General features: G+C 51.9%; 15 protein-coding genes. 10 read left to right on the forward strand and 5 right to left on the reverse strand.

Annotated features, from left to right (window positions below; all coding sequences use genetic code 11):
* Window positions 1-468 (reverse strand): ribosome assembly cofactor RimP, encoded by a 468-nt coding sequence (gene rimP / locus H3001_RS04120; protein WP_178243818.1) that lies wholly within the window; start codon window positions 466-468, stop codon window positions 1-3.
* Between the two features lie 358 nt (window positions 469-826).
* Here rimP and H3001_RS04125 point away from each other — a divergent pair, with 358 nt between their 5' ends.
* From H3001_RS04125 to H3001_RS04135, 3 genes are all read left to right on the forward strand, one after another.
* Window positions 827-3,499: a TonB-dependent receptor gene (locus H3001_RS04125; protein ID WP_181214145.1), complete on the forward strand. Its 2,673-nt coding sequence runs from the start codon at window positions 827-829 to the stop codon at window positions 3,497-3,499.
* A 36-nt stretch (window positions 3,500-3,535) separates the two neighbouring features.
* Entirely contained in the window at window positions 3,536-4,762 is a 1,227-nt protein-coding gene (locus H3001_RS04130; RefSeq protein WP_394367790.1) for a hypothetical protein, read from the forward strand.
* 148 nt (window positions 4,763-4,910) lie between these two features.
* Window positions 4,911-5,327, forward strand: a complete 417-nt coding sequence (locus H3001_RS04135) for a hypothetical protein (protein ID WP_181214147.1) — start codon at window positions 4,911-4,913, stop codon at window positions 5,325-5,327.
* A 109-nt stretch (window positions 5,328-5,436) separates the two neighbouring features.
* Here the strand turns inward: H3001_RS04135 and H3001_RS04140 are convergent, their stop codons facing one another.
* Window positions 5,437-8,256: a M16 family metallopeptidase gene (locus H3001_RS04140; protein ID WP_181214148.1), complete on the reverse strand. Its 2,820-nt coding sequence runs from the start codon at window positions 8,254-8,256 to the stop codon at window positions 5,437-5,439.
* Window positions 8,257-8,495: 239 nt separating this feature from the next.
* Window positions 8,496-10,769, reverse strand: coding sequence for an alpha-N-acetylglucosaminidase (locus tag H3001_RS04145; protein ID WP_181214149.1), 2,274 nt, complete (start codon window positions 10,767-10,769; stop codon window positions 8,496-8,498).
* 622 nt (window positions 10,770-11,391) lie between these two features.
* On the opposite strand from H3001_RS04145, the gene H3001_RS04150 reads away from it, so the two are divergent.
* The 3 genes from H3001_RS04150 (at window position 11,392) to H3001_RS04160 (ending at window position 16,933) form a co-directional block, all read left to right on the forward strand.
* A complete protein-coding gene (locus H3001_RS04150) occupies window positions 11,392-13,749 on the forward strand; it encodes an ABC transporter permease (protein ID WP_181214150.1) in 2,358 nt (785 codons plus the stop codon).
* Between the two features lie 43 nt (window positions 13,750-13,792).
* Window positions 13,793-14,470, forward strand: coding sequence for an ABC transporter ATP-binding protein (locus H3001_RS04155; RefSeq protein WP_181214151.1), 678 nt, complete (start codon window positions 13,793-13,795; stop codon window positions 14,468-14,470).
* 81 nt (window positions 14,471-14,551) lie between these two features.
* The gene (locus H3001_RS04160) at window positions 14,552-16,933 is read left to right on the forward strand and encodes an FtsX-like permease family protein (protein WP_181214152.1); all 2,382 of its coding nucleotides are present in this window, start codon (window positions 14,552-14,554) and stop codon (window positions 16,931-16,933) included.
* 124 nt (window positions 16,934-17,057) lie between these two features.
* On the opposite strand, the gene H3001_RS04165 is transcribed toward H3001_RS04160, so the two are convergent.
* Window positions 17,058-18,362 (reverse strand): sensor histidine kinase, encoded by a 1,305-nt coding sequence (locus tag H3001_RS04165; protein WP_181214153.1) that lies wholly within the window; start codon window positions 18,360-18,362, stop codon window positions 17,058-17,060.
* A complete protein-coding gene (locus H3001_RS04170; protein WP_178243797.1) occupies window positions 18,352-19,722 on the reverse strand; it encodes a sigma-54-dependent transcriptional regulator in 1,371 nt (456 codons plus the stop codon). Before H3001_RS04170 ends, H3001_RS04165 begins: the two co-directional genes overlap by 11 nt.
* A 200-nt stretch (window positions 19,723-19,922) precedes the next feature.
* Between H3001_RS04170 and H3001_RS04175 the strand changes: the two genes are divergently transcribed.
* The 4 genes from H3001_RS04175 to H3001_RS04190 are packed head-to-tail and all read left to right on the forward strand — an operon-like array spanning window position 19,923 to window position 25,595.
* A complete protein-coding gene (locus H3001_RS04175; protein ID WP_181214154.1) occupies window positions 19,923-21,290 on the forward strand; it encodes a TolC family protein in 1,368 nt (455 codons plus the stop codon).
* A 19-nt stretch (window positions 21,291-21,309) separates the two neighbouring features.
* Window positions 21,310-22,560 carry an efflux RND transporter periplasmic adaptor subunit gene (locus H3001_RS04180; protein WP_181214155.1) on the forward strand — a complete coding sequence of 417 codons (1,251 nt, stop codon included), beginning with the start codon at window positions 21,310-21,312 and terminating at the stop codon, window positions 22,558-22,560.
* A 42-nt stretch (window positions 22,561-22,602) separates the two neighbouring features.
* Window positions 22,603-23,217 (forward strand): GIN domain-containing protein, encoded by a 615-nt coding sequence (locus H3001_RS04185; RefSeq protein WP_181214156.1) that lies wholly within the window; start codon window positions 22,603-22,605, stop codon window positions 23,215-23,217.
* 35 nt (window positions 23,218-23,252) lie between these two features.
* The gene (locus H3001_RS04190) at window positions 23,253-25,595 is read left to right on the forward strand and encodes an FtsX-like permease family protein (RefSeq protein ID WP_246368467.1); all 2,343 of its coding nucleotides are present in this window, start codon (window positions 23,253-23,255) and stop codon (window positions 25,593-25,595) included.
* Window positions 25,596-25,726 lie beyond the last annotated feature (131 nt).

Consider the following 25,726-nt stretch of genomic DNA (forward strand, 5'->3'; position numbering starts at 1 on the left):
TTATTTAAAGCTAATTAAGTATTTGGTGTATTTTATCTCATCATATGTAAAGGTCACACTTTGTTCCACCAGCTTAGGACGCTTTGCTCCTTCCGGCTTAACTTTTACTTCGACAATAATCGTAAAATTATTTTCGGTTACTTCAGTCAGTACACCGGCCCATTTCTTACCGGTCTTGTCCATGACTTCCACATCCTTTCCCAGGTGAATCCGATACTGCTGAAGGACCTTAAACGGCTGGCCTATGCCTGCCGATCCCACCTCCAGTTCATAATCCTCTTCTTCACGGTTCAGCTTCGATTCTATGAAGCGGCTCAATTCCACACAATCATCAATCCATACGCCATCGGCATGATCGATTTCGACTACAATCTTATCATCCGGGCTTACGGTTACGTCTACCAGAAAATAATCCTTACCCTCCAGCCACTCTTCGACAATTTGGGTTACAACGTTTTTATCTATCATGTATTAATTATATAAGAACAAAAAAAGGAGCTTAATCGCCCCTCCACCTTTTCATCCATCTCGGCTACAAAGATATAAAATATTATCTTGCAGCGCAAAATATTAGCATAATTATTTCATATTTCATTTTTTTAGCGATATTAACGACAGGGAAATACCCTCTGCCCGCCCCGATGCATCACAGGTGTCACCGGTACTTTTTTCTTTTTTCCCTGTCTGAAAGCCGGTTTTCCGATGCCCGCTTCCGGTCCCCACCCGCCGCAACCTTTTTGTCATATCCCTGTATAAGAAATATCAAACGGACGCAATTTTCCCGTAACACCGCCGCCGTACTTTTGCAGCGTAAAACAAAACAGGCATGATAAATTACAGCAAAACGATTCTGACGGCCTCCCTGATCACCGCAAGCATCAGCGCCCAGGCCTATACGTTGAAAGGTACGGTCATAGACCATTCTACCCAGGAGCCGCTTATCGGAGCCACCGTGCAGGTAGCCGGAACCACCATCGGTGCCATTACCGACATCGACGGGCATTTTGAGATAAAAGGCATCCAGAAACGCAAGGAATGTACCCTCATTATCCAGTACGTATCCTATCAGACACAACACATCACCATACAAGGAAATCAGGAACTGGTTGTCGCCATGAAGCCCGACAACCAGCAACTGGATGAAGTCACTGTCGTGGCAAAAAAGAATCTTGAAAACGAAAAAAGCCTGATGGTAGAAAGACAGCTCTCCAGCGTAGCCATCGAAAACCTCGGTGCAAAGGAGATGAGCACCAAAGGCATCTCCAACGTGGAAGAGGGAGTCAAGAAAATCACCGGAGTATCCGTCGCTTCTGCCGGACAGATTATCGTCCGCGGACTGGGCGACCGCTACAGTACGACGACCCTCAACGGACTCCCCATCGCTTCTCCCAACCCCGACAACAAACTGATTCCTCTGGACCTGTTTCCTACCTCGACTGTCAAGAACATCACGGTGAGCAAGGTTTATGAAGCCAGTGCCTTTGCCGATTATTCCGGTGCCCACATCGACATCGGTACCAAGGAACTTACCGGAGACGATTTCTTCAGCGTATCACTCAATACCGGAGGAAAATTCAACACTCTGGGACAGAAGATGCTGCAGATGGACCGGAGCAGCCTGTTCACAACTCCGAAGATCGACCAGAATTTGCTGGACATGAGCCTTTCCGATTTCGAAAAGTATGCGGCCAAAAAACCGCTGTTCGATACGTCCTTCGATGTAACGGAAAGAACGGCTCTGCCCGAACTGGGAGGTAACATCGGATTCGGCAAGAACATTACTGTCGGAGGAAACAAACTGAGCATCCTGGCCTCACTGGGTCTCAGCAACGAACAGCAGAACATGAAGGAGGCCTCGGTACGTACCCTGGAGGCTTCGGGAAACATTCTGAACGACTTCCAGTACGACAGCTATACCAACGAACTGAAAATTGCCGGACTGGGCAGCCTGGGATATTCCTTCCGCCAGCAAGACCAGCTGAGTTATACGTTCTTCTACGCACGCAATGCCGTAGACACCTACATGAAACGTGAAGGATACGATTACGAGGACCATAACCTGATTGGCAGCAACAGTGTCACTCACTTCTACAGTCTGCAGAATCATCAGCTCAGCGGAAAGCATTTCTTCGGTCCCCAATGGAACCTCAGCTGGGGAGCCTCCTACAGTCAGACAAGCAGCGACGAGCCCGACCGCAGACAGATCATGTTCGAGAAAAAAGACAACCGTCTGGAACTCTTCAAACTGAACCGCCAGGAAACCATGCGTTATTTCGGTACGCTGGACGAAGATGAATGGGCTGCCAACCTTTCCGGAGAATACAAATTCGGAGAGAGAAGCAAGGTACAGGCCGGATTCACCTACAAGGATAAGACCCGCGACTATTCGGCCAGCCGCTTTTACTACAACCTGAACAAGATTGACCCTGAGATTACGGATATCTTTACTCCGTCGGATTACCTCAATCAGGACAACATCAACCAGGGACTGGTCAGCATCGAAAGACAGAAACTCAAGAAAGATACTTACGATGCCGGTAACCGGATCTATGCGGGCTACCTGCTGACCGACTTCTATCCGAACGAAAACTGGCTGATCAACCTGGGGGTACGCTACGAGATGAGCAAGCAGTGGGTGAATTACTTCAACGACCAGAGCATTGCCGAGCGGAGAGACCTGAATGCCAACGACCTGTTCCCGGCCATGAACCTGAAATACAGTTTTGCCAAGGCACAAAGCCTGCGGTTCTCGTTCTCACGTACCATCACCCGTCCGTCGTTCATCGAAATGGCGCCATTCCTTTACCAGGAATCGTACGGTTCTTCACAAATCCGAGGTAACAAGGACCTGCAGAACGGGTACAACTATAACATCGACCTCCGCTACGAGCTGTTCAAGGACAATGGAGACATGCTTTCGGTAACGGCCTATTACAAATACCTGGAAGCTCCGATCGAACAGATTCAGGCACTGTCGGGTGGAACTACCATACAGACATTCCGCAACGCGACCGACGGACTGGCTGCGGGAGTAGAGGTAGAATTCCGCAAGGAAATCGCCCGGGAACTCCGCATCGGTGCCAACGCTTCTTACATGTACACCAACGTAAAACTGCCCGAAGGTGGGGTATACACCAACAACCAGCGTGCCCTGCAGGGAGCCTCTCCTTATCTGGGCAATGCCGACATCACCTACTCGCCGCGATTCGGCGAACACAGCCAGTTGAATGCCGCACTGGTCTACAACCTGCAGGGACCGCGCATCCACTCCGTGGGTATTTCCGGACTCGGCGACGTGAAACAGCAGCCGCTGCATACCCTGAACCTGGTAGGAGGCTTCACGTTCAACGAACACCTGTCGGTCAAGCTTCAGGTCAGCGACCTGCTGAACCAGGCAGTCATCTTCAAACAGGAGGTTCCCCAGACCGGAGAAACGGTGGAAGTGGAACGCTTCAAACGAGGAAGCAGCTTTGAAATCGGTATTACATACAACTTATAAAAGATCACAGGATAATTACAAAACAAACACTTAAAAATGAAGATTATGAGAAAAGACTGGAAAACAACAGCTATGGTTATTTTTGCCGGTATGATTGGTTTTACCGCTTGCAGTAACGAAGAGGGAACAACTCCGACAGGACCCGAAGAAGGAAGCTATGTACTCCAAGGAAACATCACTGAAAACAGAACCCTGGAAGCAGGAAAAGTATATAAACTGACCGGTGGGGTACACGTAAAGAAGGGGGCCACACTGACCATCCCGGCAGGAACCACCATCAGTGCCAACTACGAAGAAGACATTCCTTACCTGCTGATTGAACAGGGAGCGAAGATTGATGCACAGGGAACGGCCGAAAACCCCATTATCATGACTTCCGACGAGAAGAAGGAAGGTGCCTGGGGCGGTCTTCACATCTGCGGATACGCTCATACCAACAACTCGGGAAATACGGTTTCTGAGATCGGTAACGCACCGTACGGAGGCAACAACGACGAAGACAATTCAGGTATCCTGCGCTATGTCCGCCTGGAATATACCGGAAAGGCACTGGACGAGGAACATGAAGCCAACGGCGTTTCTTTCTACGGAGTAGGAAACGGTACGACAGTAGAATACCTGCAGGCTTACAAAGGCTCGGACGACGGATTTGAGTTCTTCGGAGGTTCGGTCAATGTAAAGCACATGGTCGTTACCAGCTGTAGCGACGACTCTTTCGACTGGACAGAAGGATGGAACGGAAAGGCTCAGTTCCTGGTAGCTTATCAGGAAAACAAGGAAAGCCTGGGATATGACTGCGACTGTCTGATGGAATGCGACAACAACGGCAACAACTTCGGGGCTTCACCGGTTGCACATCCGGTCATTGCCAATGCCACTCTTATCGGAAACGGCGGAAGCAAGCAGGGGGTACGTCTGCGCGCAGGAACACAGGTGGAACTGTACAATATCCTCATCACCGGTAAAGACAAACCGCTGACCGTAGAGACTGCCGAGACTGAGAACGCACTGGTCAACGGCGACTCCAAACTGGAATACGTAGCCCTCAACAAAGTGCTGGAATCGGGAGAAGGCCTCTATACCAATGAGATGTTCTCACAGGCAACGGGCAACCTGACCAACCAGACGTTCTCATGGAGCAACCTGTATGTAGGAACAGTAGACGGAGGCAAGGATTTGTCGGCCGACAAGTTCTTCACTCCAACCGACTTCAAAGGAGCAGTACAGGCAGGAAACGACTGGACTGCAGGATGGACCTTATAACCTATACACACAACTTGATTTAATCGTTACTCCGGGGGCGGACGAAAGGCCGTTCCCGGAGTTTTTTTCTCCAGTTTTTGGACGGTTCGGTCTTCCTTCACCGAAATTTGACTTACATTTGTATCTGTAAACCGATACATGTAGCATTATGAACAAAAAAAGCATCAACAGCAATAAGCAGTTTATGGTGGGCAACGGCATCCTGGCCTTCGGAGTGTTTTTCATTGTCTGCCTCTTCCTTTACCTGGGATTCCGCGGTCAGAAGAAAGAAGGCGGAGTGCCTCAGGTGTATCCGGATGTCTATACCATTCAGGTGGCAGGCAGTTTTGCCGGCGACAGTCTTTCCATCTATGTCAACGACAGTCTGCTGCTGAACCGCACCCTGACCACTGCCAGTGTCAAGTTGCAGATCAACCGTTTTGCGGAAGAGAACGCACTGCTGGTGGTCGACAACCGCAACGACGAGATTACTCCGTTCAACCTCAATCCCAAGGGCAGTTCCGTACTGATTGAGAAGCGGAACGGAAAGATTTATATCGAAGAAACTGAGAGTACCCGGAACTGATATCTTTTCCGGCGCCATCCATCACAAAAAAAGCATCCCGGCAAAGGGACTGAACAAGTTTCAGTCTTTTGCCGGGATGCTTTTTTTATAGGTTCAGCCAATCAGCCGCTTACTTTTCAGGCATCATCACCAATACCCTGTAGTTGTTCTGCTGCATGATTTCATTCACATATGCTGAAAGATCTTTCGGAGTAATCGCCTCAATCACCTTTGCAGCCTCTGTGCACACTTCAGCCGGTTTCAGTTCATTGCCGGCAATCATGGCACACCAGTAACTGTTGGTATGTTCGTTCTCCGCATACTGTTTCACCATGAATTCCTTCACCTTGTTGAGTTCTTCCGCAGGTGTTTCCTTTGCCAGTTTCTCAAACTCGTTGCGGATGATTTCAATGGCACGGTCTTTCTTTTCCGGTTTCACCTGGAAGATGGTCTGGTAAACCACAGATACCTCGGCTACTCTGTCCTGAGCGCCCTGAGTATATATGCTGTACACCGCTCCTTCCTTTTCACGCACCTCACTGATAAGGCGGGTAGAGATAATCTGTGCCGACATGGATGCCAGAAGGCGGTTCTTGAATGAATAAGGCATCTTTCCGCTGACGATGACAGCCGCACTACCCTGCGGTACTTCCATCTTCATGGTAAATTCCTTCTCTTCGTTGCCGGCCTTGATTTCGAGTGCGCTGTCGTACTTCACTTCGGCTTTCTTTCCCTTTACAGAAGGCAGTGAACCGATGTACTGTTCTGCCAGTGCTTTCAGTTCAGCCTCATCGAAGTTGCCGCTGAATACAAACGTAAACTCGCCTGCATTGGCCAACTGTTCATGGATAATGTCCAGAATACCTTCACGGCTGGCCTTTTCGATGTCGCTCACTCCAAACACCTGTTTCATCGGAGAGGCATACAGGAATTCCTGTACCTTCTTCTGGAAGACAAAGTTCGGATTCTCTTCCTGATTCTGCAGCAAACCTTTGTACAGGTTCTGCATGGAAGCAAACTCATCCGCTGTCACATTCAGTCCGGTAAAGGTCATGTAAATCATCTCCATGTAAGTCTTCAGGTCCTTGGGAGTCGTATTCCCTGACAGGCCGCGTGAATATTCATCCAGTGCGATGTTCAGCGATACCTGCTTTCCGGCCAACAGCTTGCCCAGGTCGGAATTCGTGAAATTACCCAGTCCGTGCTGTTCGAGTACAGCCGGCATAAAGAGCAGGTCGGCAGCCTTGTCGTTGCCATATACCGATGTACCTCCCTTGGCAACTGCCGTCAGACTGATTTCATCCGACTTGAAGTCGGTCTTCTTCACAATCACCTTGGCACCGTTGGAAAGCACCCATTCCTTTGCACCGAAGTCAGACAATACGTTTTCCTTCACTACCTTTCCGGCAGCAGGCAGTTCACTGACCAGCGGTTCGTTCTTCACGTTATCCACATAAGGAGCAATGTCCTCGGCTTCCACCTGACTCAGCAGGGCAAGTACCTCTTCGTGGGTCGGACACGCCTCTCCCTCACGCTCCGGCATCAGTCCCAGTACTACCAGGTTCTTGTCCGAGATGAGCTGTGAGAACACCTGGTTGACGGCCTCCACCGGAATCTGGTTGACAATCATGCTCATCATCTGGTACTCTGTCTCTATTCCAGGGATAGGCTTCTTGTCGATAAAGTTGCGTACGTACGATTCTGCCAGTGTCTTGTTCTCCTGCTGGTTGCGGTTGTTGTACGCCTTTTCCAACTGAGAAAGATACTCCGTACGGCAACGGGCATATTCCGTGGCTGTGAATCCACCTCTCTTGGCACGCAGGGCCTCACGGTATACCGCCTTCAGACCTTCGTCGAAAGTATTGCCCTTCGGCACCATCACCAGCTGGAAGGCCTGCTTGGTCTTGGCCATCAGGAACTCCTGGTGACTGGCAGCGGCTACGGCAAACGGAGCGTCAGCCTTCTGTCCCAGTTCGTTCAACCGCATCTGCAGCATCATCTCTGCCATGTCGAGCAGGTATTCGGTAGTCACGTCGGCCATCGTACCCTTCAGTGAATCGGGCAGTGCATCGTACTTGAACATCAGCTGTGCCACGTAGTTGCTCTGTTCCTTGTCGGCCCCGAAAGCCACAATCGGCTTCTCATTGTCGGCCACCGGATAATAGACTCTTTCGGCCGGATTCACCGGAGTCTCAATCTTGGAGAACATCTCCTTGATTTTCCCTTCGATACGGTCTACATCGATGTCACCCACCACTACAATACCCTGCAGGTCGGGACGATACCACTTCTCGTAATAATCACGCAATGCCTGGTGCGGGAAATTATCCACCACTTCCATGGTTCCGATAGGCAGACGATAAGCGTAACGGCTGCCCGGATAGATTTCCGGAAGCAGTTTTTCGACAATTCGCATGCTCGGAGGAGTCTGGCTTCTCCATTCCTCGTGAATGACAGAGCGTTCCTCATCGATTTCCTTGCCGTCGAGCAACAGTCCGTCGGCCCAGTCGCACAAAATCATCAGACAGGAATCCTGCACACCGATGCGCTCGGTCGGTACGCTGGAAATACGATACACCGTTTCATCAATGCTGGTATAGGCATTCAGGTTCTGGCCGAACTTCACACCCACCGATTCCAGCCATTTGATCATGGAGTTTCCGGGGAAATTACGGGTTCCGTTAAAACACATGTGCTCCAGGAAATGAGCCAGTCCGCGCTGGTTGTCTTCTTCCAGAATACTTCCCACTTTCTGTGCAATATAGAAGTCCACCTGATTCTTCGGATATTCATTATGACGGATATAATAAGTCAGTCCGTTGTCCAGTTTACCGATTCTCACTTCCTTGTCTACCGGTACAGGAGGCATCTGCTGTTGTGCCCTGACCACTGTCGGCACGCAGGCAAATCCCGCCATGGCGATAAACGCCAGTCTCATTACTTTTCTCATAACTTTACTTTTTTAGGTTATACCGTTAAATTTTGATTGCACAAATATATAGGCTTCCTACCACATTCTATGTTATCATAAGGTTAACATTCTTATTTAACTAAAAAAATTTCTCATATAACCCATTCAGACAGACCATTCCCCAGATACAAACTGCCCCCGAAGCAGCTATCCGACTGCTCCGGGGGCAGTGAATCCCGGCTTTCCTTTGCCCGGAATCTCCACTGTATCCCGGGACCTTACTGCGCTCCCAGGTTCTCAAACGTCCGCTCTTCCTTCACGACTCCCGACACAATGCCTTCCGCATAATAGGTTTCCGCCAAAGGAAGGTACTTTTCAAACATTTCCTGAGTCACCTCCCAGTCATTGCCTTCACACCACGGAACCTGCGCCTTTCCACAACGGTCCACAAACCCCAGTTCCCAGTCGCCCAGTTCCGAATAAAAAGCATTTGCCCGGAAAGCCTCTCTTCCATGCGTCAAAGGCAGGTTCTCTTCCACATACGGACGGCCGCTGCGCAAAGAATCGGCCAGCATGGCATAAAACTTCTCCCACCGTTTTCCATAATAGTCTTTCAGAAGACCGCACCATTCCCTCCACGAATAATCGAAAATCAGCGGATCTCCGTCGCCGCCCCAGATCGTTACCAGGGCCGTCGCATCCCTTTCAAACAAATCCTTTTCGGCCTCCGTCTCTCCCCACGAACGGGCATCGGCAAGCCATCTGTAGAAATTAAATTCCGGACGGGTATGCAACAGCCGGTCTACGTCCTCCAGCAAGGCCAGGAAGCACTGGCTGTGACGCTCAAATTCGGCAAGATTCCCCTTCCGGTACGCCTCCACCGCCTTCTTATGAATCACCTGACCCAGGTTGCTCATAATCTGCCGCTGCACATCCATCACGTCAAACCGGTACGCATCCGACCCCTTCAGTTGCGCACTGTCCGCCATCAGCAACGACTGCACCCTGATCAGCAGTTCGGGAGGATACGGAATGCCGAGACCCGCATTGGGGCCCGACTTCTTGACGTCCAGTGCCGGACGGGCCGCCAGGATGGAACTCCGTTCCGTACCGTTGGTACCCGGACGATAAGGCCCTTCCAACAGACAAAGCAGTCCCTGACAGGCATGCTCACTCTGCGGTCCGTAACGGCGCAAGGCATATTCCTTCAGCCACTCCTTCAGGTCCACCTTCCCCTTGTGCAAAGGCATCTCAAAAGCCAGTTCATAATACAGCGGATTCTGCTCGATGGCCTCCATGAACAATCCGCTTCCGCAGATATTCGGCGACTTTTTCACCGCCTCCTCATACTGGTTACCTGCCAGCAGCTGCAAGTCACCATGAAGGTTGATTCTTCCCCCAAAATTATGTAGGTTGCCCGCCACTGCCGGATACCCCCAGTAGGCACTGTCCTGCTGGCACCGTCCTCCGTTCAGGTCCAGAATCAGCAGCTCGTCTTTGGGAACCGCCTTCACGATAGGCTCACGCAAGCTCCAGGCCTGCATGGCCCAGACAGCCTCCGGGTCAAAATTCCGGAACAACGTATTGATGGACTTGCCCACGGCTCCCAGGTATTCGGGAGTATCTACCGGCGGCTGGCTCTCGTGGAAGGGATCGGCCGCATACACCCCATGAGCCCCATACAGTCTTTTCTCTTCTTCCAGAAAGTCGCGGCCCAGTACCTGAAACAGCGAATCAGTCGGGTCCAGTTGTGCAGCCCCGGTAAACCCGCACCAGGAAGGCTGAAGACGGATTTTCGCCTCCGGATACTTGTCTTTCAGTTCACGGGGCACATATCCCGAAAAGCCCTGCTGGATGGGCTGCATGCCCAGTTCCAGCTGGCGCTCCATGATTTGCTTTCCCAAGCGGGCATGTGCATCAATCCACGACTTCGGAAGCGGACCGCCATAGCTTTGCAGGTTCTGCATCCACTGCCAGGCCATGTGTCCGGGAGCAGCCAGGAACGCACGGGCCTCCTCGTCTGTAAAACGATGCTTCAGCAACGTATTGTACCATACCGCCTCCAGTCCGACCACCGACAGCGGCATATTGATGGAGTTCATGGCCATGTAGTCGATTTCACGCTGCCACCGCTCCCAGTCCCACCAGGGGGCAGAATAACTCAGGGTACAGTAATTCATGTAAACGCGGTATTTGCCGTTGATGGTATTCCTCACCGCCTTCTCCGGCAGCGGCAGGCGCTCCGGCAGGTCCAGTCGGTTGCCCAACCAGGACACGTGCACCCGGCAAGTATATTTCAGATACTGGTTGTAAGCCGTAGCCAGCGCCACCGGATTGTTGCCACGCAGCACAATCCGCCCGTCCTGCGGCACGATTTCATAGACATCCATTCCATGCTCAGGAGGAATCAGTTCCAGCACAAACTGTTTTCCATACCCGGGTGTTACCCGCTCAATCAATGCGTAAGCGGCCTCAATCTCAGGAGTCACCTGCTTACATCCTGTCATCCACAGGATACCCCATAACATACAAAGCCAAATTTTTGTTCTCATAGTAATCATTTATCTGTTTTCATCTGATGTGTCATACAAGATGCCCCTGCCCAGCGCCTGCCTGTCAGGAACCGGCAATATGGTGTTTCTCTACGTAATCAGGGTGGCACGCAAAAATAGGCAATTCCCTGAAAAAAACGTTCGTCTCCTCTTTTATCTTTACTGAACTGCAGCCCAAAGGGCTACTTCCTTTCTTTTATACAGCAACCGGCCTTCATGGATAAGCGTAAGGCCGGACAGTGTTTTTTATCTGCTCCTTCTTCATAAACAGAATCAGCAGCATGATTTGATTAATTTGCGCCGTTGATTAATCCATTCACGCTGCTGATTCAAGGATTCACGACGCTCAGTCAACTACTGTTCTTTATTCATCAACCTTGCCGTACCGGTCTTTGGGGGTTTCCTTCCCCAGGAAAAGACTTTTCCAGAAACGTGCGGAGACCACCGTATTTTCTTTCTATACCGCCCCGTTGCCGTTTGTCTAAAAATCATACATCCGGTGTCTAAATATTAGACATTCGGCCAAAGAGAGAATATCTAAAACCAACTGATAATAAAGTAGATAATCTCTTGGCACGCTCTTTGTCTCCGGGAAAGAGGAACACTTTATTTTGTAAGAATCATGAAAGGATTACATACCTATTTCATCTTTTTGAGACGCAACCCTTCTTTTGCTTTCGTCAACCTGTTCGGACTGACCACGGCATTTGTCTTTGTACTGCTGATAGCGAATATGGTTACCCGCCAGCTGACGGCCGACCGGAAACTGAAGGATGTGGAACGTATCTATGTCTTGTCGAACGAACATTACGCGGCCTCCCACTACCTGGTGGGAGAACGGCTGGCTTCGCGGTATCCCGACATAGAGGACTGGTGCGGAGTGAATACCGAGGGGATGGACAACCTGATATATGCCACGTACCAGGATAAAAAGACGAGGGTCAGACTTCATGCGGTAAAGGAAAATTTCTTCCGTTTCTTCTCGTTCCGCCTGCTCCACGGCAACCCCGACCAGGTGCTGGCCGACCGCTACAGCATAGTACTGACCGAATCGGGGGCCCGCAGGTTGTTCGGAAACGAAGATCCGGTGGGAAAGACCTTGCAGCTTTCGGGCGGCAAACAGCCGGTCTACACCGTAACCGGCATTGTGGAGGATATGGACCGTTCGCTGTTCAGTGCAGAGACCGACGGCTTCGTCCCCTTCGATATGGTAGATTACATCAACTATGGCAGCAGCCGGAACAATCCGCAGATGAACAATGCGGGAGGCACCATGATCTTTGCACGCTTCGCCAAGGGATGCGACCCGAACGCAAAGAACAAAGACCTGCTGGATTTCCAGAAGAGTTTTTTCTGGCTGTACCAGTTCAACTACATGGAAAAGGCTTTATGGATACCGATGCGCGAACTGTATTTCTCAGAGATACTGGCCCCGAATATGGAACAGTACAGTCTGACCAAGGTGGTGATATTCGGAGTCTCCGGCCTGCTGATTCTGCTGATGGCTATCTTCAACTACCTCAGCATGAGCGTGGCACAGATCAGTTTCCGTGCCAAGGAAATGGCTACCCGCCGGCTACTGGAATCGTCGCAGACTGCCATCTTCTGGCGGATGATGGGCGAAGCCTTGCTGATGGTGGCGGCGGCGCTCGGACTGGCCTTCCTGATTGCACTGGCCATCGAGCCGCAGGTCGATAAGATTTTCCATACACGGACCGACCTGTATGGCGACCTCGGACCGCTTACCCTGGGCAGTTACCTGGCAGTAGCAGTGGCAGTCGCCTTTCTGGCCGGCTTTGTACCGGCCTCCCTGCTGGTACGCTACAAGCCGATAGACATTGTGAAGGGCAACCTGCGCAGGAAGACCAAGTCTGTTTACCTGAGGGCCCTGTACGTACTGCAAACGGGACTGACGCTGGCCATGCTGTGCTGCAGCATCTATCTGGGCAGGAAAGTATACTGTGTCTTGCATGAGCCTCTGGGGTATAGCTACGGACAGGTACTGGACTATCCGCGCACAGGGACCCTGCAGCAGATGAGGCTTTTCAGAAGCGAGGCACTGAAACGGCCGTTCGTAAAATACGTGTGTTTCACGCAGGGAACCCCCAACAGCCGGGGCAACAATAACTCCATGCAGGCCTATACCGGACAGGATGATTTGAAGAACATCAGTTTCCAGGTGTTCCGTACCGATACAGTGTTTACGCATATTTTCCGGATTCCGGTACAGCGGAAGGAACGGGCAACGGGGCACGGAGAGACATACCTGTTTTCGGAAAGCACTTTCCGGGAACTGGCACTGAAGCCGGAAGAGGTGACGGAAATCCGTACGCAGGACGATGCCTTCCCGGTCAACGGCTATTTCGGCGACCTGAAATTCGGTTCGATACTGGACATTCAAAGTCCGCACCTCATCTCGGAAATGCCGGCCGACAGCATCCGCCCCTGGAACATACTGGTAGACGTACAGGGAAATGATCCGGAAGCCTGCCGGAAAGAACTGGACCGGTTGTATGCCCGCATCACAGAAGGCATTCCCTTCGATTCGTCCTGGTATGCCGACGAGGTAAAAGAGACGTACCGCGACATGATCGGGATGCAGCAGCTGCTCTTCGGATTTACGGCGGCAGCGTTCATCATCTCTCTGTCGGGACTGACTGCCATGAGCCTGTATTTCATCAGTCAGCGGAAGCGTGACATGGCCGTACGGAAGGTGTTCGGCTCGACCCAGCAAAAGGAGATGATGCGGCTGATGAAGTTCGTACTGGTCTCCCTGGGCATGGCACTCGTCATGGCACTGCCGCTGATCAGTATCGGTGTCCGGCTGATTGACCGGGCCGTGAATTTCCGGAACGGTATGGAAGGATGGATCCTACCGGTAGCCTTCCTGACCGTGGCTCTTCTGTCATTGGCCTCCATCTGGCTCATCAGCCGGCAGGCGGTAAGAGAAAACCCGGTCGACCATCTGAAAACCGAATAATTCCTCACCACAAATAAATTAATATCATTAAACATATACCATTATGATCAAGATTGAAAATCTCAGCAAATCCTTCCGCACTACGGAAGTGGAAACCATTGCACTGAATAATGTAAGTCTGGAAGTCGGCGAAAAAGAGTTTGTGGCCATCATGGGCCCCTCGGGCTGCGGCAAGTCGACCTTGTTGAACATCCTGGGACTGCTGGATAATCCGTCATCGGGCAATTATTACCTGGACGGAAAGGAGGTAGGGCATCTGAAAGAGAAAGGCCGTACCCGCGTCCGGAAAGGAAACATCGGTTTTGTGTTCCAGAGTTTCAACCTGATTGACGAGCTGAATGTATTTGAGAACGTGGAACTGCCGCTGACTTACCTGAACATCCCTGCCGACGAGCGCAAGCGCAGGGTGAACGAAATCCTGTCGCGCATGAACATCAGTCACCGGGCCAAACATTATCCGCAGCAGCTTTCGGGCGGACAGCAGCAGCGTGTGGCCATTGCCAGGGCAGTGGTATCGAATCCGAAGATTATTCTGGCGGATGAGCCTACCGGAAACCTGGATTCGAAGAACGGACAGGAGGTCATGGAACTGCTTACCGAACTGAACAAGGAGGGAACGACCATTGTCATGGTGACGCACAGTCAGCGCGATGCAGGATTTGCAGGAAGAACCGTCCACCTGTTCGACGGACAGATTGTGTCTTCTATCGATGAGATGTAGGTCATCGGCCAGCTGACAGAAAGGTACAAACGGATGACTGATCACAGTATTAATGAATGAACAGATAACAGCATACAGGATATGAAACGGGCTTTTCAGAATCTTTTCCGGAAGGGGGAAGGGAATCCGATCAAGATTATCTGCCTGGGCGTGGGACTGGCCATCGGACTGGTCATGCTGGCGGAAGTTATCTTCGAACGGTCGTACGACAATTTTATTCCCCGGCTGGAGGATACGTATCAGATACAGAGTGCTTATGCGAGTTCGACCGACCTCAGCGAGCACAAGCAAAGAAATTATTCAAGTGTATCGGGGGCCATTGCTCCCGGTATCAAGACGTATTGCCCGGAGGTAGAGGCGGCTACACGGTATACGGAACTCAACTACGAGATGAAGCTGGTGACGGAAGACCAGCGGATGATACAGGGTAATGCGTTTTTCTGCGACAGTGCTTTCTTCGATGTATTCCCGCGCGACCTGCTGGTGGGAGAAGATCCGCATACGGGACTGGAGAAGGCGAATCAGGCTTATATTTCTTCGGAAATGAGTGAGAAACTGGGAGGCGAGATAGTTGGGAAGACCCTTTACTGGAAAGAATTTCCGCAGTTCCAGCTGACCGTGGCAGGGGTCTTCGAGGCCTTTCCGGAGAATACGCACCTTCCGAAGATGGACGTGCTGGTGGCCATGCCTACCATCGGACAGGTAAGCTGGGACGGCAGGAACAACTGGGTGGGAAATGACCGTTATGCCGGATACATACGGCTGGCTCCGGGCACCGACCCGAAAGTGCTGGCCCCGGGGGTTGAGCATATGATGGATGTGCACGGAATTACCGAAAGTATACGCCAGGCAGGCGGTACCCTGAAATACAGTTTCCAGCCGGTGGAGGAACTCTTTACGGCCTCCGATTATAACCGCATCATGAACCTGGTCTTCCTGGGATTCGGCATCATCATGCTGATGGTGGCGGTACTGAACTACATCCTGCTGGTGGTTTCCTCACTGGTCAACCGGGCCAAGAGCATTGCGACCTACCGTTGCTACGGGGCCGGCAACAAGGAGATTTACCGGATGATTTTCGCAGAGTCGGGACTGCACTGCTTCCTGAGTCTGATACTGGCGGTATTGATTGTGTTCGGCCTGCAGGACTTTCTGCAGGAGCAGATCGGCCACAGTCTGTCGTCCCTCTTTCCTCCTGCGACTCTGGTGGTATGCCTGGGAGTAACCCTGGCCGTGGCTGCGGCATGCGGTCTCCTGCCGGGATATTTCTATACCCGTATTCCGGTGACTTATGCCTACCGCCGGTATACGGAACATAAACGGTTGTGGAAACTGGGACTGCTCTTCGTGCAGTTCCTGCTGACCTCGCTGTTTGTGTGCCTGCTGACCGTCATCGGTCTGCAATATCATAACCTGACGCATTTCCAGACCGGTTTCGAATACCGGAACGTAGTGTATGTCTCACTGCCCGGAACGAAACCGGTGGAACGGGAACGGTGTGTGCAGGAACTGAAAAAACTGCCGAATGTCAGTGGGGTGACCTGGGGATATCAGGAGATGTTCCTGACCTGCAGCGGCAATAATGTGTTCATGGAGGGAGAAGACAGGCAACTGTTCAACGTGGCGGATATGTACCTGGTGGGACTGGATTATCACCGGACGTTCGAGATTCCGGTCATTGAGGGACGCACGTTCACCCCTCATCTGAGAGACAGCCTGACACAGGAGGTGATGGTGAGCCGCAGTTTTGTGGAGAAGATGAAGCAACTGGGTATCTGGAAGGATTCTCCCATCGGAAAGACCTTCTGTATTACGGATCACCAGGGACAGGCCAGAATATGCGGGGTGTATGAGAACATCCAGCTGGGATCGCAGGTAGCTGAAAAGTATGATTCCCGTCCTACGGTCATGTTTTACGGGAATGAGCCCAACCACCAGCTGTATATACGACTGAAAGAAACGGGCAGCCGGCAAATGGAAGAGATACAGCGGGTGATTACGGAGACCATGCCCAGTCAGGACAAGAAGGTATACAGTCTGAACATGGACATGGAGAACCTCTACAATGGGGTCCTGCACATACGGAACAGCGTCCTCTTTGCCGGCATCTGTATCCTGCTCATCGCACTCATCGGACTGACGGCCTATGTAAGGGATGAGGTCAACCGCCGCCGCTCGGAAATTGCCATCCGCATGATACACGGTGCAGGCATCGGCAACGTGGAACGGCTCTTCCTCGGCGACCTGCTGAAGACGGCCTTGCCGGCAATACTGACAGGAGGCATGGTGGCTTACCTGCTGAGCCGGCAGATGCTGGAACTGTTTGCCACGAAAATCGACCTGACGGCAGGGCTGTTCGGCGGATGCATGCTGGCCGTACTGGGCTGTATCCTGGCACAGGCTGCAGGACTGATAAGAAAGGCGGCACAGACCAATCCTACCATCAATCTGCGGACGGAATAGCCTAGACGGCATCCGTCTGGCAGACGGAAAATAACATGGACAGAGAAGGCTGAAAGGGATTCAGAGTAATACACACGCCGGTGGAATCAAGGAGTTTTCCAAGTGATTCCACCGGCGTGCTTCGTTATTCAAATTCCAGGACGAAGGTGGTGTTCCATCCTCCGGTACCGGCCTGCAGGAGACTGATGCTTCCTCCCGAAAGTTTCATGATCTGGCGCGACAGCGAAAGACCGATGCCGTTGCCGTCGCTGCGGGTAGTGAAGAAGGGAACGAATATCTGCTCGGCCACGTTGTCAGGAATGGCCGGACCGTTGTTGCTGAAATGCACAAAGACATGGTCTTCCTTCGAACTGTACGCACGGACGTGAATCCGTCCTTCCGCCTCTCCAATGGCCTGCACGGCATTCCGGGTCAGGTTGATCAGCACCTGCCGGATCAGGTTCGGGTCGGCATAAATCATCAGGTCGGAGGGCTCTATCTGTAACGTCAGACTGACGGACGGAGGAACCAGTCCCAGCCGCTCTACCTGCTGCAGCAAGTCGAGCAGGTAAAAAGGTTCGGGAGAAGGCTTCTGCAAGGCGGAGAACTTCCGGTAGCTGTCGACAAAGGAAATCAGACCGGCAGAAGTATCGTGAATGGCCCGGATGCCCTCGTACAAAGGAGTGCCCAGTACATCCGGACGCTTCAGGAAAGTCTCGCTCAACGAGGAAATCGGAGCAATGGAATTCATGATCTCGTGCGTCAGTACCCGGGTCAGTTTTACCCATGAATCCAATTCCTTCGCATCCAGTTCACTGCGAATATCGTTCAACGTCAGGATACGCACCTGTCCACTTCCCAGTTGCATGATGGAAGCCCGCACCAGCAGCTGCACCTCCCCTTTGGGAGTAGACAGGCGGATGTGGCAGCGCTCCCCCGTGCGCAGGTTCCGCAACTGACGGGGAATCTCCTCCCCGTACCGCTCCAGCTGCTGCAGGGTAGCCAATACCGGCAAACCCAGGAGAGAAGCCGCCACTGGGTTGGTCTGTATCACCTTGCCCTCCTCATCCAGTACCACAATGCCCGAAGTCACGCTGGAAAGAATCTGTTCATAAAAACGTTCGCGCTGCTCCATCAGGTGCTTCTGCTCTCCCATCAGATCGCCGAACTGGTTCAGGGTATCCTGCAGGATCCGTTCCCCGCCCGAATGTCCATAAGCCGGAAGGCGGAACGAATAATCACGGTTGCGGATGGCCTCCAGCATCAGCCAGCTCTTCTCACGCAGCTGCTTCTGTGCCTGCCGGTAGAGCAGGAAGGCACCTCCGCACAACAGCAAGCCTGCTGCCATCTCCTTCCAGTTGTCCTGCACCACCCCCAAGGTAACCAGTACGGTACCTATCACCAGGGCCAGCAGACGGAAGGTCAGTGAATAAATCCATCTAGAGTCCATAGCGTTTCATCTTGTTATACAATGTCTGCCGCGTAATGCCCAACTGGGCAGCAGCCTGAGAAAGATTTCCCTCACACTGTTCGATGGCGCGTTTCACCATGCTCCGCTCCATCTCATCCAGGGTATGAAATTCGGTAGCCGCTTCCTGTACCGGCGCTGCAGCCGGAGCAAGCGAAGCATTCAGCTGCAGGGTATCTGCCTGAATCGTCTCACCGTCGGACAGGATGACCGCCTTCTCCACCGCATGCTGCAGTTCGCGGATATTGCCCGACCAGGGATGTTCCAGCAGGCGTCTCGCCGCCTCGGGAGAGAAGGTCTTCTCCCCGCTGCCATACTGACGGGTATACTGCTCCAGGAAACGCTTGGCCAGCGGAAGGATGTCTTCTTTCCGTTCCCGCAAGGCCGGAAGGTGAAGGTGAATGGTGTTGATGCGATAAAGCAGGTCTTCGCGGAATTCCCCGTTACGGACCATCTCCTCCAGGTTGCGGTTGGTGGCACAGATCAGCCGGATATTGGTCGGACAGGGAGTATTGCTTCCCACCTTCACATAGGCCCGTTTCTGAATCACGGTAAGCAATTTGGCCTGCAGGTGATACGGCAGGTTGGCTATCTCATCCAGGAACAAGGTACCTCCGTCGGCAGCCTCAAACCGTCCGGCACGGTCAGTATGGGCATCCGTAAACGAACCCTTCACGTGTCCGAACAGTTCACTTTCGAAAAGCGACTCCGTCACAGCCCCCATATCCACGGAGACCATCGGTCCGGAATGCCGATTCGACAAGCGGTGGATTTCGCGGGCCAGCATGTCCTTTCCGGTACCGTTCTCCCCGGTAATCAGGATATTGGCATCGGTGGTACTCACTTTCTCGACCAGCATGCGCAGCGGACGTATGGCAGCAGAATTGCCCCAGAACATGGTAGACTCCTGAACGGCAGGGGCCTTTCGGGAAGCCTTCGGGTCTTTTCTGTCGCCACAGACTTTCTGATAGGTTTCCTGCAAGGTCTGTACCAGACGGGTGTTGTCCCAGGGCTTCACCACAAAATCAGAGGCCCCTTCCTTGATGCCCGTCACGGCAAGATTGATATCGGCATACGCAGTGAAAAGTACCACTCCGGTACGGGGAGAAAGGCGTTTGATCTCGCGCAACCAGAACAGTCCTTCGTTTCCGCTGTTGATACCCGACGAGAAGTTCATATCAAGCAGCACCACATCGATTTTCTCCTTGGCCAGGAGGGTAGGAAGTGTCACCGGAGAACTGAGCGTCAGTACGCGGAAGAAATAATCGCCCAAAAGGTATTGAAGCGAAGTCAGAATGTTACGGTTGTCGTCTACAACCAGCAGGGTTCCTTGTTTTGTCATTTTCATCAGATTTTTTGCACGAAGCAAAGATAAGGAAAGATAAAAAAGGAAGGCGGATTGGGAGTGACAAAAAATTAGACACTTGCTGTCTAATTTTTTGTCATCTCTGCGGAAACGATATTTAACAAGTCGCTGTATCAAAGCAACTTACATTTATGGCACGGATTTTGATTTATCTCCGGCGAAGAAAATAAGCAAAAATGAAAAAGACGTTTCAAATCGGACATGTGATTCTCTGGCTGGCCTGCTGCAGTCTTTGCAGCGTACAGGCACAGGAGATCTGGGATATCGACCGCTGCATGGAGTATGCCGTGGCGCACAACCGCACGGTCAGACAGCGGGCACTGGAAACGGACAACTACCGGGCCAGCCGCATGAAAGCCATCGGACAGTTCCTCCCGGGCATCAGCGGCAGCATCGGCGCACAATATAATTTCGGACGTTCGGTCGACCCGGAAACCAATACCTATCTTTCGAAGTCGACATTCAACAACGGTTATTCGGTGGAAGCCTCTGTATCGATATTCCGCGGAGGCAGCCTGATCAATCAGGTACGCCAGGCAAAGGCCAATCTGCTCCTGGGCAAGGCCGCCCAACAGGAGGCATACGACCAGACGGCCCTGGAAACCTTCCAGGCATACATCGATGCGGTTTATTATTACGGGGCTTCTTTACTGGCCGAAAAGAAACTGGCGGAAAGTGACTCCCTGCTGTACAAGACTTCGTATCAGGAACAACTGGGACTCAAGGGAAGGGCTGATGTGGCACAGATGGAGGCGCAGCAGGCTACGGACGTATATGAGCTGACCCGTCAGCGGAACCTGTTCCGGACAGCATTGCTGACACTCAAACAGACCATGAATTATCCGGCTGCCGATACGCTGGTACTGGATACCCGCCTGCTGACCGATGCGGTCTGCGAGCAGATGGAGTGTACCCCGGAAAATGCGGATGAGATCTTCCGTGTGGCACTCTACGGCAATCCGACCCTCCGGCAGGCAGCCCTGAGACAGCAGAGTGCCCGCCTGCAGCGGAAGATGACCTGGGGCAACCTTGTGCCTTCCATCAGTCTGTTCGGAGGAGTCTCTACCTCGTACTACAAGGAACTGCACCGCTCGGGATATCCCGGTTTCCGGAGCCAGTTCGACAACAACATGGGATCGTATGTGGGCATCAGCATGAGTATTCCGATTTTCAACCGGTTGTCGGGAGTCGCCGGTCTGAGACAGGCACGCAACGATTACCGGATTGCGCAGGAACAGTACGAAGCACAGAAAGAAGCACTACAGAAACTGATACAGCAGGCAGTGCAGGACCGGGAAGGCTACCTGAAGGAAAGCATACAGATGGAAAAGAAAGTCCGGGCCGACTCGCTTGCCTACCACGTGACCCGACGGAAGTTTGAAGAAGGACTGATGACTTCCCTCGACGTACAGAACAGTGCAAGCACCCTACAGCAAAGTCAGATAACCCTGCTGCAAAGCAAACTGACCTACGTAATGAAATGCCGGCTGGTAGATTATTACAAAGGAAAGGAAATCATCCGGAGAAAAGCAGGAATCAAGTAACGAATAAATCATTGGAATCATGGATATACAGTTGGAAAAGAAAAAAGGAATACAGAAGAAACACCTGCCCTACCTCATTGGCGGAGGCATCATCCTGTTGCTGCTGGGCATGATTGTATTCGGGAATCATGCGGCTACCCTGAGGGTCGACCGGGAGTCGGTCAATATCGCCCAGGTGACTTACGGGGAGTTCAACGATTATATCCGCCTGAACGGACAGGTACAGCCCATCTCGGTGGTACAGCTCAGTCCGGAAGAAGGAGGTATCGTGCAGGAGAAAGTGGTAGAAGAAGGCACACACGTCAAAAAGGGGGATGTGATTCTCCGCCTGAGCAACTCGAACCTGGACTTGCAGATACTGAATGCGGAATCGGAACTGGCGGAAAAGCAGAACCTGCTCCGCAATACGCAGGTGACCATGCAGCAGGATAAATTGAACAACGAGACGGAGAAGGTGCAACTGGACATGGACATCCGGCGCAAGCAGCGTACTTTCTCCCAGTACGAACGGCTGTATCAGGAACGGCTGGTCAGCCGGGAGGAATACCTGCAGGCTAAGGAAGACTACGAAGTATCCCGGAAAAAACACAGCCTCATCAACGAACGGCTGATACAGGACTCCATTTACCGGAGCATCCAGATGGACCAGATGGAGGACAATCTCCAGAACATGAGAAAGAATGTGCTGCTCATACGGGAGCGGAAAAACAAGCTGGAGGTACGGGCTACCATCGACGGGGAACTGGGGCTGCTGGATGCCGAACTGGGACAGAACATTACTGCCGGACAGATGGTGGGGCAGATCAATGATCTCTCGGATTTCAAGATTGAGGCAATGGTCGACGAGCATTACATCGACCGGGTGACCGGCGGACTTCCCGGCAGTTTTGAACGGCAGGGCAACCGTTTTCAACTGAAGGTACGCAAGGTCTACCCCGAGGTGCGTGAAGGACGTTTCCGTACTGACCTGGTGTTCGAGGGAGAACGGCCGGAGAATATCCGGAGCGGACAGACCTACTACATCGACCTGCAGTTGGGAGAACCGACCGAAAGTGTACTGATTCCCAAGGGAACCTTCTTCCAGGTAACCGGAGGCAACTGGATTTTCGTAGTCGACAAGGAGGGCAAGAAGGCTTACCGACGTCCCATCCGCATCGGACGGCAGAACCCGCAGTATTATGAGGTACTCGAGGGACTGGAGCCGGGTGAGCAGGTCATTGTCTCGGGATACGAGAGCTACAAGGACAATGAAGTGCTGATTCTGAATTAAACAAATCACCAAGAATGATCAACCATTTTATATTATACCATTATGAAAAAGATTATGTGTACACTGGCCTTGCTGGCCAACCTGTTTTTATCTACTTCCTGCATTGCAGGCAGTACGAAGGATATCGTCAACGAAAACCGTGAGGTCGCTCCCTTCCATTCCATCGCCATCGAAAGTGTGGGAAGCATCCATTTCACTCAGGCAGACCATTATTCCCTGCGGCTGGAAGGAAAGCCGGAGCTGGTCAAACAGCTGACCAACGAAGTGAAAAACGGTACGCTCTGCATCGACACAAAGAAAGACAAGAGCCTGAAAGGAAACATCAAACTGGATATTTATATCACTGCTCCCGATTTGAAGCAAGTGGATTTTGACGGAGTAGGCTCCTTTGAATGCAAGAATGTGCTCAAGGCGGAAGACATTGCCTTCAATATTGACGGAGTGGGAAAAGTGGAAATCGGCAACCTGCAGTGCAATCTCCTTCAGCTCGATTTTGACGGAGTAGGAAAGGCAGATATACAAGTAAACTGCCGTCAGCTCAAGGCCAACATCGACGGAGTGGGAAAAGTGACGCTGAGCGGTTCTGCCGACCAGGCGGACATCCGCAAGGACGGCATCGGGGTATTCAACACCCGCAACTTGAAAGTAGGTAAATAATTTACTGTTCACACATACCTCTAACGGTTTTAAAGATGATGAAAACACTGTTCCGTAATTTCTCGCATACGTTCCGGCGCTTCCCGACCACCAGTCTGATGAACCTTCTCGGACTGGGCCTCGCCTTTGTCTCCTTTTTCATTCTGATGGCCCAGGTAGACTATGACGCTAATTTCAATAAGGGCATCAAGGGCCATGAAAAGATTTTCCGGGTAGAGATAAATCCGGGAGAGGAGTATGACTGGCAACTGTGGATGGCGCGTCCGCTGGCGGAACTGATAGGAAACAGTTCTACACACATCCGGGATATCTCCATACAGCCGACCTACGTATCCAGCTACGACCTGACAGTGAATGAGCACCGGTTCCACGAAAAGGTACGGTTCGGGTTCGGCAATTTCATCCGCCTCTTTCATCCACAGATAATTGCCGGTTCGGAAGCGGCCATCGAGAAGCCGCATACACTGCTGATACCGGAATCGATGGCACTGCGGCTCTTCCAGACCAGGGATGCGGTAGGTAAACAGTTGTTTTTCAACAAGCAGGATGAATGGACTGTGGGAGGAGTTTACCGGGATTTTCCTGAAAACTCGCTGATAGGCGACTGTATTCTGATTACCCTTAATCCTCAGGAGAATAAAGACAATTGGAAAAACTGGAACTACTTTTGTTTTCTTTCCCTGGACGATGCCGCTCATGTCCGACAGGTAGAATCAGATATCAAGGAAGAACTCTCCCAGTTTCTTGCAGCCTCTGGGGAAACCATCGAGGGACTGCCTGAAATCCGGCTGACTTCCATCACAGACAGTCATTTCTCTCCGGTAGGCAACAAAGGGGCAAGCAGTCGCACTACGGTCTACCTTCTGTGCTGCATCGCCTTCCTGATTGTGGGAATCGCCGGTATCAACTACATGAATTTCTCACTGGCGGAAACACCCATGCGCATCAAGAGCATCAATACGCAGAAGGTACTGGGAGCCACTACCGGTTCACTCCGTGCCGGCCTGCTGGCCGAATCGGTGCTGATCAGTCTCTGTGGCTTCGTACTGGCCATGTGCTTCCTCTGTCTGCTCAAGGATACCGGCCTGCAGGAACTGGTTTCTGCCACTCTGAGCCTGTCCAAGCATCCTCGTCTGGTGGGAATTACCTTAGGCATCAGCCTGCTGATAGGCATACTGGCAGGCATTTATCCGGCCTGGTACGTGACCTCCTTCCCCACTGCCCTGGCTCTGAAAGGTTCGTTCGGACTCTCCCCTAAAGGAAAGTTGCTGCGAACGGGACTGGTCTGCTTTCAGTTTCTGATTTCCTTCATACTGATCATCGGAGTAGGAATCATGTATCAGCAGAGCAACTACATACGGACTTCCGAATACGGATACGACAAGGAGGCCATCCTCATCGGCAATATGAACACGGAAAGCAAACGGCAGAAGGAAGCCATTGTCAGCGAACTGACCCGGATTCCGGGAGTGGAAGGAGTGGCCTTTTCCCAGTTTGTCCTGAGTTCGGGAGACGATTACATGAGCTGGGGACGAGGAAGCGGTGACAGGAATATCTTCTTCGACGTACTGCCGGTTGACTCCCGCTACCTGGAGGTCATGGGCATCCGCATTACGGAAGGACGGAACTTCAGACAGGGTGACGGAGATGTGTATATTTTCAACGAGGCAGCCCGTACCAAATATCCCTGGCTCAAGGTGAATGAGCCCATCAATCCCGGAGACTACACGGTGGTGGGATTCTGCGAAAACATCCGGTTCAGTACGTTCCACAGCGATGACACCACCCGCCCCATGGCTTTCTTCCTCTATGGAAAAGACCATGAAGGATGGCCGGGAGACAACTTCCTCAATGTCCGTATTGCCCGGGGACAGGATAAAGTGGAAATCATCCGTACCCTGCAAGAGGCAATGAAAAAGTTCAGTCCCGGACACGACTTCAATTTCCGGTTCATCGACAAGATTCTGGACAATACCTACCGCAACGAACTCCGGTTTGTCCGGCAGTTTTTCCTGTTTTCCCTGCTGGCCATCGTCATCTGCATAATCGGCGTCTTCGGACTGACCCTGTTCGAAAGTGAATACCGCCGCAAGGAAATCGGCATCCGGAAAATCATGGGCAGTTCTACCCGGGAAATCCTGTACATGTTCAACAGGAACTACCTGCTGATTCTTACGGGATGCTTCCTTGTAGCAGCGCCTTTCGGATGGTGGATAGGACACGAATGGCTGCAAAGTTTCTCAGAGAAAACACCGATATGCGGCTGGATATTCCTGGCCTCGTTCCTGACGGTAACACTGATTACCCTGGTGACGGTAACGGTACAGAGCTGGAAAAATGCCTGTGAGAATCCGGTTCACAGCATCAAGACGGAATAAGCGGTCCGTCTTTGACACGTACTCTTTTGTTTTACTAAATAGATGCTTTCACGGAACAGTTCTTTCCTTGTCATTATATGATTCGGAAGAACTGTTCCTTTTTTTCTGGAATAAGGAAAAATTGCGTACCT

The organism is Phocaeicola faecicola (genome assembly GCF_013618865.1).
GTDB classification, from domain to species: Bacteria; Bacteroidota; Bacteroidia; order Bacteroidales; family Bacteroidaceae; genus Phocaeicola; species Phocaeicola faecicola.

Bases quoted from the DNA above. Each gene is read 5' to 3' on its own strand.
- rimP (WP_178243818.1), bottom strand. From the start codon at position 468: ATGATAGATAAAAACGTTGTAACCCAAATTGTCGAAGAGTGGCTGGAG.
- H3001_RS04125 (WP_181214145.1), top strand. From the start codon at position 827: ATGATAAATTACAGCAAAACGATTCTGACGGCCTCCCTGATCACCGCA.
- H3001_RS04130 (WP_394367790.1), top strand. From the start codon at position 3,536: ATGAAGATTATGAGAAAAGACTGGAAAACAACAGCTATGGTTATTTTT.
- H3001_RS04135 (WP_181214147.1), top strand. From the start codon at position 4,911: ATGAACAAAAAAAGCATCAACAGCAATAAGCAGTTTATGGTGGGCAAC.
- H3001_RS04140 (WP_181214148.1), bottom strand. From the start codon at position 8,256: ATGAGAAAAGTAATGAGACTGGCGTTTATCGCCATGGCGGGATTTGCC.
- H3001_RS04145 (WP_181214149.1), bottom strand. From the start codon at position 10,769: ATGAGAACAAAAATTTGGCTTTGTATGTTATGGGGTATCCTGTGGATG.
- H3001_RS04150 (WP_181214150.1), top strand. From the start codon at position 11,392: ATGAAAGGATTACATACCTATTTCATCTTTTTGAGACGCAACCCTTCT.
- H3001_RS04155 (WP_181214151.1), top strand. From the start codon at position 13,793: ATGATCAAGATTGAAAATCTCAGCAAATCCTTCCGCACTACGGAAGTG.
- H3001_RS04160 (WP_181214152.1), top strand. From the start codon at position 14,552: ATGAAACGGGCTTTTCAGAATCTTTTCCGGAAGGGGGAAGGGAATCCG.
- H3001_RS04165 (WP_181214153.1), bottom strand. From the start codon at position 18,362: ATGGACTCTAGATGGATTTATTCACTGACCTTCCGTCTGCTGGCCCTG.
- H3001_RS04170 (WP_178243797.1), bottom strand. From the start codon at position 19,722: ATGACAAAACAAGGAACCCTGCTGGTTGTAGACGACAACCGTAACATT.
- H3001_RS04175 (WP_181214154.1), top strand. From the start codon at position 19,923: ATGAAAAAGACGTTTCAAATCGGACATGTGATTCTCTGGCTGGCCTGC.
- H3001_RS04180 (WP_181214155.1), top strand. From the start codon at position 21,310: ATGGATATACAGTTGGAAAAGAAAAAAGGAATACAGAAGAAACACCTG.
- H3001_RS04185 (WP_181214156.1), top strand. From the start codon at position 22,603: ATGAAAAAGATTATGTGTACACTGGCCTTGCTGGCCAACCTGTTTTTA.
- H3001_RS04190 (WP_246368467.1), top strand. From the start codon at position 23,253: ATGATGAAAACACTGTTCCGTAATTTCTCGCATACGTTCCGGCGCTTC.